Below are 16194 nucleotides of genomic sequence, written 5' to 3' on the forward strand. Positions count from 1 at the left end.
ACAAATGGCCCCCGTTTTCGTTTTCATGACGTTTTGCAGTGTACGGACCGCCGCACTGCATACTGTAATGGAGCGCCGAGTTGGAGGTAATTGTGCGCGTTGCACTAGCCCAAATCATTACCGGCCGTGACGTGGCCGCAAACCTGGACCTCGTGGACGCCTACGCGCGCCAGGCCAAGGCCGGCGGCGCGGACCTGGTGGTGTTCCCGGAAGCCACCATGCGGGCCTTCGGCAATTCGCTCCTGGATATCGCCGAGCCGCTGGACGGCCCGTGGGCATCCCGCGTCCGCGCCCTCGCCGCGGAGCTGGGCATCGTGATCGTCGCCGGCATGTTCACTCCCGGCACCGCCGGCAACGGCGCCAAGGTGCGCAACACCCTGCTGGTCACCGGCCGCGGCCTCGAGGCCAGCTACGACAAGATCCACCTGTTCGATGCTTTCGGTTTCGCCGAGTCGGACACGGTCGACGCCGGCACCTCCCCCGTCACCTTCGAGCTCGACGGCGTGACGTTTGGCCTCGCCACGTGCTACGACGTCCGCTTCCCGGACCTGTTCACGGAAAACGCGGACCGCGGCGCCGACGTCAACATTGTGTGCGCCTCCTGGGGCTCGGGCCCCGGCAAGGCCGAGCAGTGGAAGCTCCTGGCCCGAGCCCGCGCCCTGGACTCCACCACCCTGGTCCTCGCCTGCGGCCAGGGCGACCCCGCCAGCGTGGGTCACCCGGTCAAGGGTTCCGCCCCCACCGGCGTCGGGCACTCCGTGGTGGTCTCCCCCATGGGCGACGTCCTCGAAGAACTCGACGGCGTCCCCGGCCTGCTGTTCGCCGACCTCGACACCGCCGCCGTCCAGGAAGCCCGCACCAAACTCCCGGTCCTAGCCAACCGCCACAGGTTCTAAGTATCTGATCTTCTAGGCCAAGGTTTCTGGTTGTGGTCACCCGCCGCGTGCAACGGCGTCTTGCCGTCGCTTAGACACCTCCCGACGCTTCCTCCGGCCGCGGGCGGCCTCCGAAAGCTCTGGTCGGCGATGCGCTCCTTAGCAAGACACCGCCGCCCGCTCGATATTGGGTCACCAACCGCCGGGCTGCTTCACATGAACGGCAGAGACGAAGAGGCGAGTGTTCCCAACAACAACGCGGGGTCACTTCGCGCCCATTTTGGAGCCTCGGATGGGCGCGATCTGACCCCGCGTTGCCTGTGGCCGTTCTCGGCTTAACAGGAAACGCTCCCCCACAAGGTGTGAGAGAGCGTTTTGCCGTTTGCCGCGAAAAGTTGGCGAGGCTCATCGCCGGGACCGGAGTTTTGCTAAGGAGCGCATCGCCGACCGGAACCGAGTAAGGCCGCTAGCGGCCGCACGAGGTGCAGGGAGGTGTCTAAGCGACGGCAAAACTCCGGTTCCGTCCTACCCAGCCACGACTGCGGCGACGGCAAGACTACGGTTCCGGCGGAACCCAGCCACAACTCAGGTGACCGCGGAACCCAACCCCCGACTCCGGCGACGGCGAAGCCGGCCCCGAACGCAGGACTACTTAGCGGCGCGCTGGCGGGAGATCTCGTAGAGGGAGATGCCGACGGCCATGGAGGCGTTGAGGGATTCCATGGCGGAGTCGATCGGGATGGAGACGATCTGGTCGCAGTTTTCGCGGACCAGGCGGCTCAGGCCCTTGCCCTCGGAACCGACGACGATGCACACCGGTTCGGTGGCCAGGGTGAGCTCGGGCAGCGAAACGTCGCCGTCGCCGTCGAGCCCCAGGACGTAGATCCCCATGTTCTTGAACGCCTTGAGCGTGTTGTTCAGGTTGGCCGCGCGGGCGACCGGGACGCGGACGGCTGCACCGGCGCTGGTCTTCCAGGCCGAGGCGGTGACGCCCACGGAGCGGCGCTCCGGGACGACGACGCCGTGGCCGCTGAAAGCCGAGACGGAGCGGATGATCGCGCCGAGGTTTCGGGGATCGGTGATGCCGTCGAGCGCGACGAAGAGCGGGGCGTTGGCTACGTGGCCCTTCTTCCAGGCCGCGAGGGTTTCTTCGGCGAGCTCGTACGCGTCCTGGTATTCGTACGGCGGGATCTGCAGCACGAGGCCCTGGTGGATGGCGTCGTCGGTCATCCGGTCGAGCTCGGGCTTGCCGGTTTCCATCAGCGGGATGCCGCGTTCGGCGGCCAGCTTCAGGGATTCCTTGACGCGGTCGTCCATTTCGATGCGGACGGCGACGTGCAGGGCCTTGGCCGGGATGCCGGCGCGCAGGGCTTCGACCACCGAGTTGCGCCCGGTGACGACCTCTTCGGTGGCGCGCCCCTTGGGACCGGAGCGGCCGGTGCGGGCGGCGGCGCTGGTAGTGCGGCTTCCGCTGGCGCGCTTGGCCTCGGAGCGTTCGGCGAGCTGCTTGTTCTTGAACGCCTTGTGGTAGGGGCGGTCCTCCGCCTTCGGCGTGGGGCCCTTGCCCTCCAGAGCCTTGCGGCCGTGACCGCCGGTTCCGACGGAGGGGCCCTTCTTCAATTTGACCGAGCGGCGACCGTTGTTGGCCATGAGTTTCACCCTTTAAATACGCGATTCGTTGACAAGTCTGACCTCCAGTCTACTGACTCGAGTAAAATCCACGATTTCGGGGTGGCCCGGAACGGACGACGGCGGCCCACTTCACCGGCCGCCGGCAACGGGCTTCAGCCGCGCTTGAGGCTCCAGCTCGCCCCGTCCGGGCCGTCCTCGACGACGACGCCGGCTGCGGCCAGGGTGTCCCGGATGGCGTCGGACGCTGCCCAGTCTTTGGCGGCCCGGGCGTGGGCGCGCGCCTCCAGCTGAGCCTCGACCAGGACGCCAAGGGCGGAGTTGGCTTGTTCGTCGGCCGCAGGCGTTGCGGTGGCGTTGAGGCCGAGGACGTCCAGCATGGCGGTGACGCTGGCCAGCGCCTGACCCGCGGCGTCGAGGTCGCCTTCGGTGAGAGCCGTGTTGCCGGCGCGGACGGTGTCGTGCAGGACAGCGAGGGCCTGCGGGACGTTGAGGTCATCGTCCATAGCCACCCCAAAAGCTTCCGGGACAGAACCAGCGGATGCCTCCGGTCCCGGGTCGGGCAGGACCCGGCTTGCGCGGCTGAGGAAGCCGTCGATCCGCTCGACGGCGGCGGCCGCTTCCTGCAGGGACGTCGGCTGGTAGTCCAGGACCGAGCGGTACTGCGCCTGCCCGAGGTAGTACCGGACAACGCGCGGCGGGGCGATCTCGAGCATTTCCGTCGGGCTCACGGTGTTGCCGATGGACTTGGACATTTTCTCGCCGGCGTAGGTGACCATCCCGTTGTGCATCCAGAAGTTGGCGAAGCCGTGGCCTGCCGCCTGTGACTGCGCCATTTCGTTTTCGTGGTGCGGGAAGCGCAGGTCCAGGCCGCCGCCGTGGATGTCGAACTCGGTGCCGAGGTATTTGGTGACCATCGCGGAGCATTCGAGGTGCCAGCCCGGGCGGCCGGCGCCCCACGGCGAAGACCAGCTCGCCGTCGTCGGCTCCCCGTCCTTGTAGCCCTTCCACAGCGCGAAGTCGCGGGGGTCCTTCTTGCCGCGGGGGTCCGCGTCAGGGGCGCCCTGCATGTCGTCGAGCTTCTGCCGCGTCAGCGAGCCGTACTTGGACCAGGAACGTACATCGAAGTAGACGTCGCCGGAGTCGTCCAGGGCCGGGTAGGCGTGGCCGCGGTCGATCAGCTGCTGGATGAGGGTGTGCATTTCCGGGATGTGGCCGGTGGCGCGGGGCTCATAGGTGGGGCGGGAGACACCCAGGGTGTCATAGGCCTTGAGGAATTCCTGCTCGTAGCGGTAGGCCAGGGCCCACCATTCCTCGTTGCGGAGGGCTCCGGGCTCGTCTTCAAAGTCGGCGCCGAACGAGGCGGCCGACTTGGCAAGGATCTTGTCGTCGATGTCGGTGACGTTGCGGACTGCCGTCACCCGGAAACCGCGGTACTGCAACCAGCGGGTCAGCTGGTCGAACGCGATGGCCGAGCGGATGTGGCCGACGTGTGGCATGCCCTGGACGGTGGCTCCGCAGTAGTACAGGCTCACCTTGCCAGGTACCAGGGGGACGAAGTCGCGGACTTCGGCGGATGCAGTGTCGTAAAAGCGCAGGGTCACCGCTCCAGATTAGCCGATGGCGCTCCGGGGCCCGACCGGCGGCTTTGCCGGCACGGCGCAGGCCGGCAGGCACGGACGGCCGCTCCGGCAACCTACTTGCAGTATTGCCCGATCTTGTTGATCTGCTCCGTGAGCTGGGCCGTCTGTTGGTCGGTCTTGGTTCCCGTAGGGCTCGCCGCAACCTGCTTCATGATCTCGGCCATCTGCTGGATCGGGGCGCCCACCTCCGGCGCTACCTTGTCCGCAACCTCCTGGTAGTGCTGGCCAATCTGCCCTGCCTGCTCCTTAGCGCTCCCGGAGGGCACGAAGGTGTCGGTGTTGAGGAACTTACAGCTTTCCTCGACACTGAGCTTCGGAGTGGCGCTAGGCGTTTGGGGCGCTGTCGTGGAGGCGGCACAGCCGCTCAGCATGGCCCCTGCCACGAGTACGACGGCGGTCAGCAGCTTCTTCACGGCAGGTCTCCTGGCAGTTCGGAACGGGTGTCTCGCTTGGGTCTTCCCTCAAGCGTAGGGGACCGGGGCCGGCGGTGCTTAACCAGCGGCGCCCAACCTGCTGTGCTAAACCTCCGGTGCTTAGCCTGCCGGATACACGAGCGCTGTTGCCACGGCCGAGATCCCCTCGCCGCGGCCGGTGAACCCGAGCCCGTCGCTCGTGGTGGCTGTGACGCTCACCGGCGCCGCGGCAGCGGCGCTGAGGACCTGCTGGGATTCCTCCCGCCGCGGGCCGAACTTTGGCCGGTTGGCCACGAACTGGACGGCGATGTTGCCGATTTCGAATCCGTGGGCGCGAACAATCCGGGCGGCCTCGGCCAGCAGGGTCACGCCGGATGCTCCGGCATATTCGGGCCGGTCCGTACCGAAGTGCGTGCCCAGATCCCCGATCCCGCAGGCCGAGAAGAGCGCGTCGGCGGCGGCGTGGGCCACGGGGTCGCCGTCTGAATGGCCGGACAGACCCCGCTCCCCCTCCCAGAAGAGGCCGCCGAGCCACAGCGGCTGCGGCTCGTCCTCGGCGGCGAAGGCATGGACATCGACTCCGATCCCGGTCCGGGGAATGACCGGGGGAACGGCTGGCGGGTTGGTGGACATGCTCATCCCTCCACCCAGCGCAAGCCCAGGGGCCCTTCGAGAAGGCCTTCGGCCAGGATCAGGTCCAGGGGCGTGGTGATCTTCAGGGACTGGCTGGCGCCGCGTACCGCGTGGACCGGGACCCCGATGAGCTCCACGAGCATCGCGTCGTCCGTGACGAGGGCGGCCTGGCCGGCGTCGAACCCGGAGGCAGCTTCGTGGGCGCGCTTGAGGGTACTCAGGGCGAATCCCTGCGGTGTCTGCACGGCGCGGAGCGATTCCCGGGGCGCTGTCCCGGTGACCAGTTCGGGGGCCACCGCGGCGCCGTCGCCGGTGGTCGGTTCGACGGTCTTGACGGTGTCGACGACCGGTATCACCGGAATGACGGCCGAGGCACCGGCGCCGAGCGCCGCTGCCACGCGGTGAAAGACGGCTTCAGGCGTCAGCGCCCGGGCGGCGTCGTGGACCAGCACCGATTCGATATTGGGCAGGAGGGCCGCCATCGCTGCGCGGACTGAATCGGCGCGGTCCGCACCGCCGTCGACGACCGTCACGACGGGAGCCCGGACGCCGGAGCCCGACGCCGCGCCGGAGTGTCCGGCCGCAAGCTCCTGCGTGAAGGCCTCGCACAGCGCCCGCAACTCGGTGTCGCCCGGGGGGAGCGCAATGCAGATCTGCTGTGCGATCCCGGCAGCCGCCACACCGCGGAGGGCGTGGGTGAGGATGGTGTCCCCGCCGAGAGGAACTTTTGCTTTCGGCATGCCGTAGCCCAGGCGCTGGCCGGAGCCGGCGGCTACAACTATGACCGCTGTGGCGGGACCGGGCTGTGACGTATTCGCCTGTGACGTATTCGTCGGTGCAGTATCCATGGGCACAAGACTACGTCCCCGCGCCTCGGACCGGGGCGCTCAAAGGGACCACAACCGATAGCGCAACGGAGGGGGCGGCCGCTGAAAAAGGGCAAAAAGAAGCCCCGGCGGCTGACGCCACCGGGGTTCGATTCTTATCTGCGCCGGCCCTGCTGGGCCGGCCCTGTGCTAGGAAGCCAGGACCTCGTCGAGAACGCTTGCAGCCTTCTCTTCATCAGTCTTCTCAGCCAGTGCCAGTTCCGAAATCAGGATCTGACGGGCCTTGGCCAGCATGCGCTTCTCTCCCGCGGAGAGACCCCGGTCGTGATCACGGCGCCAGAGGTCGCGGACGACCTCGGCTACCTTGATGACGTCACCGGAAGCAAGCTTTTCCAGGTTTGCCTTGTAGCGACGCGACCAGTTGGTGGGTTCTTCAGTGAACTCGGCCCGCAGCACGTCGAACACGTGCTCCAAGCCTTCCTTGCCCACTACGTCCCGAACCCCTACCAGGTCAACGTTTTCTGCTGGAACTTCAATGGTCAGATCACCCTGAGCCACCTTGAGCTTGAGATACATCTTCTCTTCGCCCTTGACAGTGCGCATCTTGATTTCTTCAATTTTGGCTGCACCGTGGTGAGGGTAAACTACTGTCTCGCCGACCTCAAAAACCATGTGGACATTCCCCTTTCCCGCAGACCAGTTTATCACGATTAAGGCATACAACTGGCATCAAAAGGTGCCGGGAACCGCATGAATCCGGGGAAAATGGCCGTAATCCGCCCCCTCAAACCCCTTGACGAATGCGGATAATAGTGCCTGCGGCCCTAACTGCCAAGAGGTTTCCGTCCCCCGCCGAGCCGGGTCCCGCCGCCGGTGACGCACGCTTGGCCGCGCTTGTGTGTAGTCGCCGAATCCTTGTTTGCGGCCGTTTGCGGCTAGGCTATGGCTGAATAATGTTTCAAGACTCTCAAGGAGTGCGTGACGTGCGTTTCACTGCGATGAACCGGGGCCAGCGCGGCAAGCTGGCAATGGCAACGGCTGCACTTGGCATCGGCCTGTTGTCCCTGACCGGCTGCGGCTACATCAACGCCCAGCAGACCACGGAGCAGTACGCGGCCTCGGACGGAACCCGGACTGATCTCGGTGCGCTGCAGCTGCGCAACTTCATCATCGTCTCCGATGGCGAGGACAAGCCGGGCCGCGTGATCGGCGCCGTGTACAACACCTCCTCCAATGACGTGGTGCTGACCATCAAGGGTGCGGAGGGATCGCAGACCCAGGTTCCGGTCAAGAAGAACTCCTACACCATGCTCAACGACTCCACCGACGCCGCGATCCTGAACCCGGCCGGCGCCAAGCCGGGCGCCGTCCTCGATGTCACCATCTCCGAGAACGGCACCAACAAGGAAGCCAAGTTCACGGTTCCGGTCATGGACGGCACGATCGTCGACTACAAGTCGTACCTGCCGACGCCGGCGCCCACCGAGTCCGGCACGGCCACCTCGACGGAGACGGCTACGCCTACCGAGACGGCCACGCCGACGCCGAGCAGCACGGCCGGCCACTAGCTTCAACGGCTGGAACAATTGCAAAAGGAGGGGCACCTGCAGGTGCCCCTCCTTTTGTGTGTCCCCTGATGTTCAACTGCGCGGGACGTCCAGCAGTCCGGCGGCCCGGCAGCAGCGGCCGCCGGGCTGCCTCTTCCGATCTTTAGGGCTCGAACTTGTAGCCCAGCCCCCGGACGGTGATCAGGTACCGCGGCGCAGACGCATCCGGCTCGATCTTGCTGCGCAGCCGCTTGACGTGGACGTCGAGGGTCTTGGTGTCCCCCACGTAGTCGGAGCCCCAGACCCTGTCGATCAGCTGCCCGCGGGTCAGGACCCGGCCGGAGTTCCGCAGCAGCATTTCCAGCAGCTCGAACTCCTTGAGCGGCAAGGCGATCTGCTCGCCCCCGACGCTGACCACGTGGCGTTCAATGTCCATCCGGACAGGACCGGCCTGCACTGTGGTGGAGACAAGTTCCTCCGGCTCGCTCTGGCGCCGCAGGACGGCCCGGACCCGGGCCACGAGTTCCCGCGAGGAGTAGGGCTTGGTGACATAGTCGTCGGCGCCCAGTTCGAGTCCCACCACCTTGTCGATTTCAGAGTCCTTGGCCGTCAGCATGATCACGGGCACCCCGGAGCGCTGCCGGAGTTGGCGGCAGACCTCCGTGCCGGACTGGCCAGGCAGCTGCAGGTCCAGGAGCACGAGGTCGGCGCCGTTGCGGTCGAATTCGGTGATGGCGTCCAGTCCGTTGTCCACCACCTCCACTTCGAAGCCTTCTTTACCCAACAGGTAGGACAGGGGGTCGCTGAAGGACTCCTCGTCCTCGACAATCAGAATCCTGCTCAAGCGGTAGCTCCTTGCTCATGGACGCCTGCGGCGTCACGTCGTTGCGGTCTGGGGTCCCGACTGGAAGTTTGGGCAGCGGGCTTGCCCGCCTCGGGGGCGTCGCCGTCGTCCTGCCCTTCTATCTCGGGAAGTCGAATGGTGAACGTGGAACCCTGGCCGAGCCGGGACCACAGGGTCACCTCGCCGCCGTGGTTGGAAATGACGTGCTTGACGATGCTCAGGCCAAGCCCGGTGCCGCCGGTCTGCCGCGAGCGGGCAGCATCCACGCGGTAGAAGCGCTCAAAGACGCGCTCCTGGTCCTCGGCGCTGAGCCCATCGCCCTGGTCCGTCACCGAGACCGCCACGAGACCGTCCTTGGCCCGGATGCCCACGCCCACCTTGGTGTTCTCCGGCGAGTAGCGGATGGCGTTATCGATCAGGTTGCGCAGGGCGGTCACGAGAAGGTCCTGGTCGCCGTAGACCAGGGCATCGGCGTGCCCGCCGACCACCAGCTGGATGTTCTTGCTCTCGGCCGGCAGCACGGAGCGGTCCACGGCCTCGCTGACCACAAGGTTGATGTCCACCGGGCGGCCCTGCTGCGCGACGTTGGCGCCCTGGAGCCGGGAGAGTTCAATGATGTCCTGGACAAGCGCCGCAAGCCGTGTCGATTCCTTGTGCATGCGCTTGGCGAACCGCTTCACCGCCTCGGGGTCGTCAGCGGACGACTCGAGTGCCTCGGCCAGGAGGGAGATCGCCCCGACCGGTGTCTTCAGTTCGTGGGAGACGTTCGCGACGAAGTCGTTGCGGACTTCCTCGGTGCGGGTGAACTCTGTCCGGTCATCGGCCAGCAGGAGGACATATTCCTCCGTGATGACGGCGGCCCGGACCTGGACAACGATCGTGCCCTGGCCGAGCGGGCCGCGCGGCAGTTCCAGCTGCTGTTCGAGGATGACCCCGTCCCGCCGCACCTTGGCCGTCAGTTCCAGCAGCTGCTGGTGCACCACCGTGTGCCCGCGGACCAGGCCGTAGGCGTAGGCGGCGGGGCTGGCGCGGACCACGCCGTCGATCGCATCCACCACCACGAACGCGCGGCCGAGGACGGCGAGCACTTCCGCGGCCCCCTCGGGCAACGAGGGGTCATCGACGTCGACGTCGACAATATGCCGCTGCTGCTCACTGACCCTGAACGCGAGTACGCCGAACATGCCAAACGAGAGGCCGATCAGGCCGGCGATCACGCCGATGAGCATTGGATCCACGGCTCCAGCTTATGCTCTGCCACGTGACCGAATCCGAAATCTCCTGCGATTCGGGCAGCGGTTCAGCTAACGTTCACCTATTGGGGCGTAACAGTTCACCGGACACTGAAAGAGTTGACAGTTGGAGCGCCGGTAGGTGAACCGAAATAGGCCCGCCACTTCGATTGCAGGCAATATTTCCGAGGAAAGGACGCACACGTGCGTAAGGTTTTTCAGGAGGAGCTCGCCCAGGTAAGGGAACAGCTCGTCGAGATCTCAGCGCTGGTCACAGAGGCCATCGACAAGGCCACGACAGCTTTCCAGGGCGCCGATATCGACCTCGCCGAGGACGTGATTGCCGCCGATGCCCGCATCGACTTCCTGCAGAACAGCCTCGACGAGCGTGCCATCGACATCCTCGCCCTCCAGGGCCCGGTGGCGAGCGATCTGCGCATGCTGGTTGGTTCGCTCCGGATGAGCGCCTCGCTCGAACGCATGGGCGACCTCGCCCGGCACCTGGCCCAGCTGGCGCGTCTGCGCTATCCGGCGTCAGTGGTCCCGGACCAGCTGCGGGAGACCTTCAAGGCTTTCGCGGAACAGGACCTGCTGATCGCCCAGAAGCTCACGGAGCTGCTGGCAACCCGCGACCTCGGCGTGGCCCGGGAGATCATGAAGGCCAACGGCGCCGTCAATGACCTTCACCTAAGCGTTTTCCAGGCGATCGCCCGCAGCGACTGGCAGGAGTCGCCGGCCACCACGGTGGACGTTGCCCTGGCCAGCCGCTACTTCGAGCGCTTCGCGGATCACGGCGTCTCCGTGGCCCAGAAGGTCACGTACCTGGTGACGGGCGCGTGGCAGCCGAGCACGATCGAGCACAACTGACTCCGGCCAACTGCGGCTGACTCAGCCGCAGTTACAACGGCGCCGGTACAACGGCGCTGATAGCACCGCGCTGATACGAACGACGGCGTCCGGTCACCTTGGGGGTGGCCGGACGCCGTCGTTTGTGCGCTGTCCCTTACTTAGTGCCTGCCCGGGCGGGGGCCGGTTACTTCTTGCCCTGGTTGGCGACTGCCTTGATGGCCTCGGCGGCGGCCTCGGGATCGAGGTAGGTGCCGCCCGGGTTCAGCGGCTTGAAGTTCTCATCCAGTTCGTAGACCAGCGGGATGCCGGTGGGGATGTTCAGGCTGGCGATGTCCTCGTCGCTGATCCCGTCAAGGTGCTTGACGAGGGCGCGGAGCGAGTTGCCGTGGGCGGTGACCAGGACGGTCTTACCGGCCCTGAGGTCTTCCTTGATGTCTGATTCCCAGTACGGCATGAGCCGGATCAGGACATCCTTGAGGCATTCGGTGCGCGGGACGGCGTCGCCGAGGTCCGCGTAGCGCGGGTCCCCCACCTGGGAGAACTCGGAATCGTCAGCCAGGGGCGGCGGCGGGGTGTCGTAGGACCGGCGCCACAGCATGAACTGCTCCTCGCCGAATTCGGCGAGGGTCTGGGCCTTGTCCTTGCCCTGCAGCGCGCCGTAGTGGCGCTCGTTGAGGCGCCAGTCGCGCTTGACGTCGATCCAGCCGCGGTCGGCCTTTTCCAGTGCCATGTTCGCCGTGTTGATGGCCCGCTTCAACCGCGAGGTGTAGAGGATGTCGGGGAGGATGTTGTTCTCCACGAGCAGCTCGCCGCCGCGGACCGCCTCGGCACGGCCCTGGTCATTGAGGTCAACGTCCACCCAGCCGGTGAACAGGTTCTTGGCATTCCAGTCGCTGTGGCCGTGGCGCAGCAGAATCAGCTTGTAAGTCATGCTTTTCATCCTAGCCGAGCGGTTGGCGGCGGTGCCGAGCGTTACACCGCGCGCGTTTCAGAGCGTGCCTCACCTTCTGCTTCACCGCGTGCTTCAGGGCAACGCGGGGTCGCTCCCGGCCCATCCAACGCCCATCACGGAAATGGGGTGACCCCGCGTTGGAGGATAGGCTTGGGCGGTGGTACAGAAGGCTGAACGGGTGCTGGCCCCCCGAAACAAGGGCGGAACGAGAGGCGGCGCGCGCGGCGGCAGGCCCGTGGGTAACGTGACCCGCGGAACCACGAACCCCAACCGGATGCGCCGCGTGGACCGCTGGCTGACCGGGCCGCAGGCATGGCGGCTGCGGGCCGCGGCCCATCCTCTCGCCGTCGACCTCGGGTACGGCGCCTCACCGGCCACCGCCGTCGAACTTTTCGAACGCCTCGCCGCGGTCCGCGGGGACGTGCAAATGGTGGGGATCGAAATCGAACCGGAGCGCGTCCGGCAGGCCCAAGCCCTTGAACGGCCCGGCCTAAGGTTCCAGCTGGGCGGCTTCGAACTGCCCATGACCGGAAAGCCCGTGCTGGTCCGCGCCTTCAACGTGCTGCGGCAGTACGAGGAAACCGACGTGGCGGGCATCTGGCGGCTGGTGCAGGACCGGCTGGCCCCGGGCGGGCTGTTCATCGACGGCACGTGCGATGAAATCGGGCGGCGCGCCGCCTGGGTGGCGCTCGACGTCGAGCGGCCGCTGAGCCTGAGCCTGTCCATGCGGTTCGGTGCCTTCGTGCTGCCCTCCGACGTTGCCGAAAGGCTCCCGAAGGCCCTGATCCACCGCAACGTGCCCGGCGAGAAGATCCACACCTACCTGCAGGCGATGGACCAAGCCTGGCTGGAAGCGGCTCCGCTGGCGGCCTTCGGAAACCGGCAGCGCTTCGGGGCTATGTGCCGCGCACTGCTCGACGCCGGTTGGCCGATCCAGGACGGCCCGTCCCGCTGGCGGCTGGGCGAAGTGACGGTCGGCTGGGAAGCCGTGGCCCCGGGAGCTTAGGCGCCGGGGGGTGGGCCCACGCCGGCGGGGTTCCCTGGGCGAGCTTGCGAGCTTAGGGTGCCGGTGTTGGGCCCACGCCGGCGGGGTTCCCTGGGCGAGCTTGCGAGCTTAGGGTGCCGGTGTTGGGCCCACGCCGGCGGGGTTCCATGGGCGAAGCTTGCGAGCTTAGGGTGCCGGTGTTGGGCCCACGCCGGCAGGGTTCCCTGGGCGAGCTTGCGAGCTTAGGGTGCCGGTGGGGATCACCAGGGGCCGTAGGGGCCCATGTTGCTGCCGCGGCCGCGGCCGGCGTCTTTGACGGCGGGGCGGACGTCGGCGAGGTACACGGACGCGGCCGTCACCGCCGCAAGGCCGAAAATGCCAAGCGAACTGGCGCCGCCACCGCTGCCCAACTGCGAGAGCAGGGAGAACAGTCCCACGGCGAACGCGCCGCCGGTCAGGGCCAGCCAGAAGGTCTTGGTCCGCTTCGATACGGCCTCGAACGCGTTGGCCTTGTGCCGGAGACAATCGAAAAACGCCCATGCCTCAAGGACAAAGGCCACGACAGCCAGGACCAGGTAAACCCCGGATTCGACAAAGTAAATGAGTATGCGTCCGTCCACTCCCCCAGCCTAGCCGTCCAGAGTGCCCAATGCCTGCTCCAAATCGGCCCAAAGGTCTTCCACGTTCTCAATGCCCACGCTCATCCGGACCAGGTTGTCCGGCACGCTCTCCGGCTCGGCGGCGTGCCGGCGCCGGCGTTCGATCAGGGATTCCACCCCACCCAGGGAGGTCGCGGGGAGCCAAAGCTGCAGGGCGCGGATCATGCGGTCCGCGGCGTCCGCGCCGCTGAGGCCGCTGCCCTGCCCACCCACCGGTGCCACCTCGATGCACAGGACGGAACCGAAACCCTTCATCTGCTCCTTGGCCCGCGCGTGGCCGGGGTCCGAGGCCAGCCCGGGGAAGCGGACGCCGGCCACCTTCGGATGACCGTCGAGCCGCTCGGCCAGAATTTGGGCCGACGCCTGCGAACGCTCGATCCGCAGCGCGAGGGTGCGGAGCCCGCGCAGCGCCAGCCACGCCTCGAATGGTCCGGCGATTCCGCCGTGGATGGTGCGGTGGTGCAGCAGGGCGGCGCGGAGACCGGCGTCGGACGTCACCAGGGCACCGAGTACGACGTCGGAGTGGCCGGAGAGGTACTTGGTCACCGAATGCAGCACGACGTCGGAGCCCAGGCTCAGGGGCTGCTGCACCAGGGGCGTGGAAAAGGTGTTGTCCGTGACGACGATGGCGCCGGCCTCATGTGCCGCGGCGGTCAGGGCCCGCATGTCCGCGACGCCGAGCATGGGGTTCGTGGGGCTCTCCAGCCAGAGCATGCTGGCGGCGCGCCCGCCGGCCGGGGCAAGCGCCGCAAGTACAGCGTCCGTGTCCGCGATGTCTACCGTCCGCAGCTCGAGGAACCCTTTGGCCGCCAGTTCGGTGGCCATGGTGACCGATCCCGCGTAGCTGTGCGACGGCATGACGAGCACGCCCTGGGCGGGCACCAGGGACAGGGCTGAACTCACGGCGGCGAGTCCCGAGGCGTAGAGCAGGCCTGGCAGTTCCGCGCCCTCCAACTGGCCCAGCGCCTCTTCAAAGGGGTCCCACGTGGGGTTGGAATACCGGCCGTAGCCGCGGTCGCCGTCGCCCAGCGGTCCCGTACCGAAGTAGGTCGAGGACAGCACCAGCGGCGGGTTGACCGGTTCGTCGCGGGTGCGCGGCGGGCGCCCTGCCGCGACGACCAGGGAATCCGGCGAAAGCGAGGCGGCCTGTTCTTCAGTAAGACTCATGAGGACAGGGTACGTGGGCGCCCGGCAGGGTACCCAAGCCGTTACGCCGCAGACTTTGCGCAGACTAGAGTGTCGGTGATTGTCGGTACTCTTGAACGGTGACTACCCAGAGCCCCGGAGCGTCCCGCCGAAAGTTGACCGGCCTGTTGCCCGGACTGTTTATTGCCTTCGAAGGCGGAGACGGCGCCGGCAAGTCCACGCAGGCGGCTGAACTCGCCAAGGCCCTGGAATCACGTGGTTTTACCGTGTTGCGGACCCGGGAACCGGGCGGCACTGCGATCGGTGAGAAGCTGCGGTCCCTCGTGCTGGATCACGGCCACGGCCACATCGATGCCCATACCGAGGCCCTGATTTTCGCGGCATCCCGGGCGGCGCACGCGAGCCAGGTCATCCGCCCCGCCCTGGAACGCGGCGAGATCGTCCTCACCGACCGGTACATCGATTCCTCGGTCGCGTACCAAGGCGCCGGCCGAGGCCTCGGAACGCAGGCGGTCCGGGACATCAATGCCTGGGCCACATCGGACCTGCAGCCGGACCTGACCGTACTTCTCGACGTCGAACCCGCCGTTGGCCGGCAGCGGCGCACCGCCGGACAGGCCGCCGAAGACCGCCTCGAGTCCGAGGCCGACGAATTCCATGCCAAGATCCGGGCGGCCTTCCTGGACCTCGCCTCGGCCCGGCCGGAGGCGTATCTGGTGCTGCCCGCCCGGCTGCCCGTCGCCGAACTCGCCGCCCGCATCCTCGAGCGCGTCGAATCCCTGCTGGCCGTCACCCAAAGCAGCACAGCATGACGGTCTGGGACGACCTCCAGGGCCAGGACGCCGTCGTGGCCCAGTTGCGCCAGGCGGCCCAGAACGAAGGGCTCACGCACGCGTGGCTTTTCACCGGCCCGCCCGGCTCCGGCCGTTCCAACGCCGCGAAGGCGTTCGCCGCGGCCCTGAACTGCGACCAGGAGGACGTCAGCCTGCGCGGCTGCGGCGAATGCCCGGCGTGCCTGACCATCCTCGGCGAAACCCATTCCGACGTCGCGTTCGTGCGCACGGAGAAGGTCACCATCACCATCGACGAGGCGCGCGAGCTCGTGTCCACCGCCGGGAACCGGCCCTCGTCGGGCCGGTGGCGGATCATCGTGGTGGAGGACGCGGACCGGATGGCCGAGCGGACCACCAACGTGCTGCTCAAGGCCATCGAGGAACCCACGCCCCGCACCGTCTGGATGCTCTGCGCCCCCTCCCCCGCCGATGTCCTGGTGACCATCCGCTCCCGCTGCCGGCCGGTGGCGCTGCGGCTTCCGCCGGCCGCCGCCGTCGCTGCCCTGCTGGTCAAGCGCGACGGCGTGGACCCGGCGGTCGCCGAGCGCGCCGCCCGCGCGGCGCAGAGCCACGTCGGGATCGCCCGCCGCCTGGCCCGGGACCCGGAGGCCAGGGAGCGCCGGCTCGAGACGGTCCGGTTTCCGCTGTCCCTTCGCGGCGTCACGGCGGCGGTCATGATGGCCGAGAAACTGGTCAAGATCGCCACCGAGGAAGCCAACAGCTCCAACGACGAGCGCGACGCCGCCGAGAAAACCGCGCTTCTGACCACCCTCGGGGCACCCGAAAGCGGCACGCTGCCGCCAGCCATGCGGAGCCAGGTCAAGCAACTCGAGGACGACCAGAAGCGCCGCGCCAAGCGTTCCGTCACCGATTCCCTTGACCGCACCCTGACGGACCTGTTGTCCTTCTACCGGGATGTCCTGATCATCCAGATGGGGAACGCAGTGGAACTCGTCAACGTTGAACTCAGAAGCGAACTCGAAGACTTCGCCTCCCGTTCCACCGCCGAAGTGACCCTTGCCCGAATGGACGCCATCAACAAGGCCCGCACGCGGATCACCACAACCAACGTGGCCCCGCTGCTGACGATCGAGTCCATGGCTTCCAGCCTTATTTGACGGTTCCGG

The 16194-nt window shown here is 67.2% G+C and carries 17 protein-coding genes; 6 read left to right on the forward strand and 11 right to left on the reverse strand.

From position 1 onward, the window contains the following. Nucleotides 1-92 precede the first annotated feature (92 nt). Nucleotides 93-896, forward strand: a complete 804-nt coding sequence (locus AC1DDH_RS18740; protein WP_476956050.1) for a carbon-nitrogen hydrolase family protein — start codon at nucleotides 93-95, stop codon at nucleotides 894-896. Nucleotides 897-1523: 627 nt separating this feature from the next. Here the strand turns inward: AC1DDH_RS18740 and rlmB are convergent. The 6 genes from rlmB to AC1DDH_RS18770 all read right to left on the reverse strand — a co-directional run bounded on the left by rlmB (nucleotide 1524) and on the right by AC1DDH_RS18770 (nucleotide 6692). Continuing rightward, nucleotides 1524-2525 (reverse strand): 23S rRNA (guanosine(2251)-2'-O)-methyltransferase RlmB, encoded by a 1002-nt coding sequence (gene rlmB / locus AC1DDH_RS18745; protein WP_230010241.1) that lies wholly within the window; start codon nucleotides 2523-2525, stop codon nucleotides 1524-1526. Between the two features lie 134 nt (nucleotides 2526-2659). Beyond that, entirely contained in the window at nucleotides 2660-4108 is a 1449-nt protein-coding gene (gene cysS, locus AC1DDH_RS18750) for a cysteine--tRNA ligase (RefSeq protein WP_476860387.1), read from the reverse strand. A gap of 92 nt (nucleotides 4109-4200) precedes the next feature. Further along, a complete protein-coding gene (locus AC1DDH_RS18755; protein ID WP_476858133.1) occupies nucleotides 4201-4560 on the reverse strand; it encodes a hypothetical protein in 360 nt (119 codons plus the stop codon). Between the two features lie 120 nt (nucleotides 4561-4680). Beyond that, the gene (gene ispF / locus AC1DDH_RS18760; RefSeq protein ID WP_476956051.1) at nucleotides 4681-5199 is read right to left on the reverse strand and encodes a 2-C-methyl-D-erythritol 2,4-cyclodiphosphate synthase; all 519 of its coding nucleotides are present in this window, start codon (nucleotides 5197-5199) and stop codon (nucleotides 4681-4683) included. After that, nucleotides 5196-6041: a 2-C-methyl-D-erythritol 4-phosphate cytidylyltransferase gene (gene ispD, locus AC1DDH_RS18765; protein ID WP_476870941.1), complete on the reverse strand. Its 846-nt coding sequence runs from the start codon at nucleotides 6039-6041 to the stop codon at nucleotides 5196-5198. Before ispD ends, ispF begins: the two co-directional genes overlap by 4 nt. 168 nt (nucleotides 6042-6209) lie before the next feature. Beyond that, entirely contained in the window at nucleotides 6210-6692 is a 483-nt protein-coding gene (locus AC1DDH_RS18770; RefSeq protein ID WP_026266570.1) for a CarD family transcriptional regulator, read from the reverse strand. Between the two features lie 326 nt (nucleotides 6693-7018). Between AC1DDH_RS18770 and AC1DDH_RS18775 the strand changes: the two genes are divergently transcribed. Then, a complete protein-coding gene (locus AC1DDH_RS18775) occupies nucleotides 7019-7588 on the forward strand; it encodes a hypothetical protein (RefSeq protein WP_223915304.1) in 570 nt (189 codons plus the stop codon). 142 nt (nucleotides 7589-7730) lie between these two features. On the opposite strand, the gene AC1DDH_RS18780 is transcribed toward AC1DDH_RS18775, so the two are convergent. After that, on the reverse strand, nucleotides 7731-8411 hold the full coding sequence (locus tag AC1DDH_RS18780) for a response regulator transcription factor (RefSeq protein ID WP_018774213.1): 681 nt from the start codon (nucleotides 8409-8411) through the stop codon (nucleotides 7731-7733). Then, on the reverse strand, nucleotides 8408-9640 hold the full coding sequence (locus AC1DDH_RS18785; protein ID WP_223915308.1) for a sensor histidine kinase: 1233 nt from the start codon (nucleotides 9638-9640) through the stop codon (nucleotides 8408-8410). Before AC1DDH_RS18785 ends, AC1DDH_RS18780 begins: the two co-directional genes overlap by 4 nt. Nucleotides 9641-9847: 207 nt before the next feature. On the opposite strand from AC1DDH_RS18785, the gene phoU reads away from it, so the two are divergent. Further along, nucleotides 9848-10510 (forward strand): phosphate signaling complex protein PhoU, encoded by a 663-nt coding sequence (gene phoU, locus AC1DDH_RS18790; protein ID WP_079552056.1) that lies wholly within the window; start codon nucleotides 9848-9850, stop codon nucleotides 10508-10510. 166 nt (nucleotides 10511-10676) lie between these two features. On the opposite strand, the gene AC1DDH_RS18795 is transcribed toward phoU, so the two are convergent. Then, on the reverse strand, nucleotides 10677-11423 hold the full coding sequence (locus AC1DDH_RS18795; protein WP_230009468.1) for a phosphoglyceromutase: 747 nt from the start codon (nucleotides 11421-11423) through the stop codon (nucleotides 10677-10679). A gap of 178 nt (nucleotides 11424-11601) precedes the next feature. Here AC1DDH_RS18795 and AC1DDH_RS18800 point away from each other — a divergent pair, with 178 nt between their 5' ends. Beyond that, the gene (locus tag AC1DDH_RS18800) at nucleotides 11602-12450 is read left to right on the forward strand and encodes a class I SAM-dependent methyltransferase (protein ID WP_476858136.1); all 849 of its coding nucleotides are present in this window, start codon (nucleotides 11602-11604) and stop codon (nucleotides 12448-12450) included. A 239-nt stretch (nucleotides 12451-12689) separates the two neighbouring features. On the opposite strand, the gene AC1DDH_RS18805 is transcribed toward AC1DDH_RS18800, so the two are convergent. Both AC1DDH_RS18805 and AC1DDH_RS18810 read right to left on the reverse strand, forming a co-directional pair. Continuing rightward, nucleotides 12690-13049 (reverse strand): DUF2516 family protein, encoded by a 360-nt coding sequence (locus AC1DDH_RS18805; protein WP_028276353.1) that lies wholly within the window; start codon nucleotides 13047-13049, stop codon nucleotides 12690-12692. A gap of 9 nt (nucleotides 13050-13058) precedes the next feature. After that, nucleotides 13059-14255: a trans-sulfuration enzyme family protein gene (locus tag AC1DDH_RS18810; RefSeq protein ID WP_476887993.1), complete on the reverse strand. Its 1197-nt coding sequence runs from the start codon at nucleotides 14253-14255 to the stop codon at nucleotides 13059-13061. Between the two features lie 134 nt (nucleotides 14256-14389). Between AC1DDH_RS18810 and tmk the strand changes: the two genes are divergently transcribed. Next, nucleotides 14390-15046 carry a dTMP kinase gene (gene tmk / locus AC1DDH_RS18815; RefSeq protein WP_476874223.1) on the forward strand — a complete coding sequence of 219 codons (657 nt, stop codon included), beginning with the start codon at nucleotides 14390-14392 and terminating at the stop codon, nucleotides 15044-15046. After that, on the forward strand, nucleotides 15043-16185 hold the full coding sequence (locus AC1DDH_RS18820; protein WP_223914375.1) for a DNA polymerase III subunit delta': 1143 nt from the start codon (nucleotides 15043-15045) through the stop codon (nucleotides 16183-16185). Before tmk ends, AC1DDH_RS18820 begins: the two co-directional genes overlap by 4 nt. Nucleotides 16186-16194 lie beyond the last annotated feature (9 nt).

The sequence above is a fragment of the Arthrobacter sp. 10T425 genome (assembly GCF_056393985.1).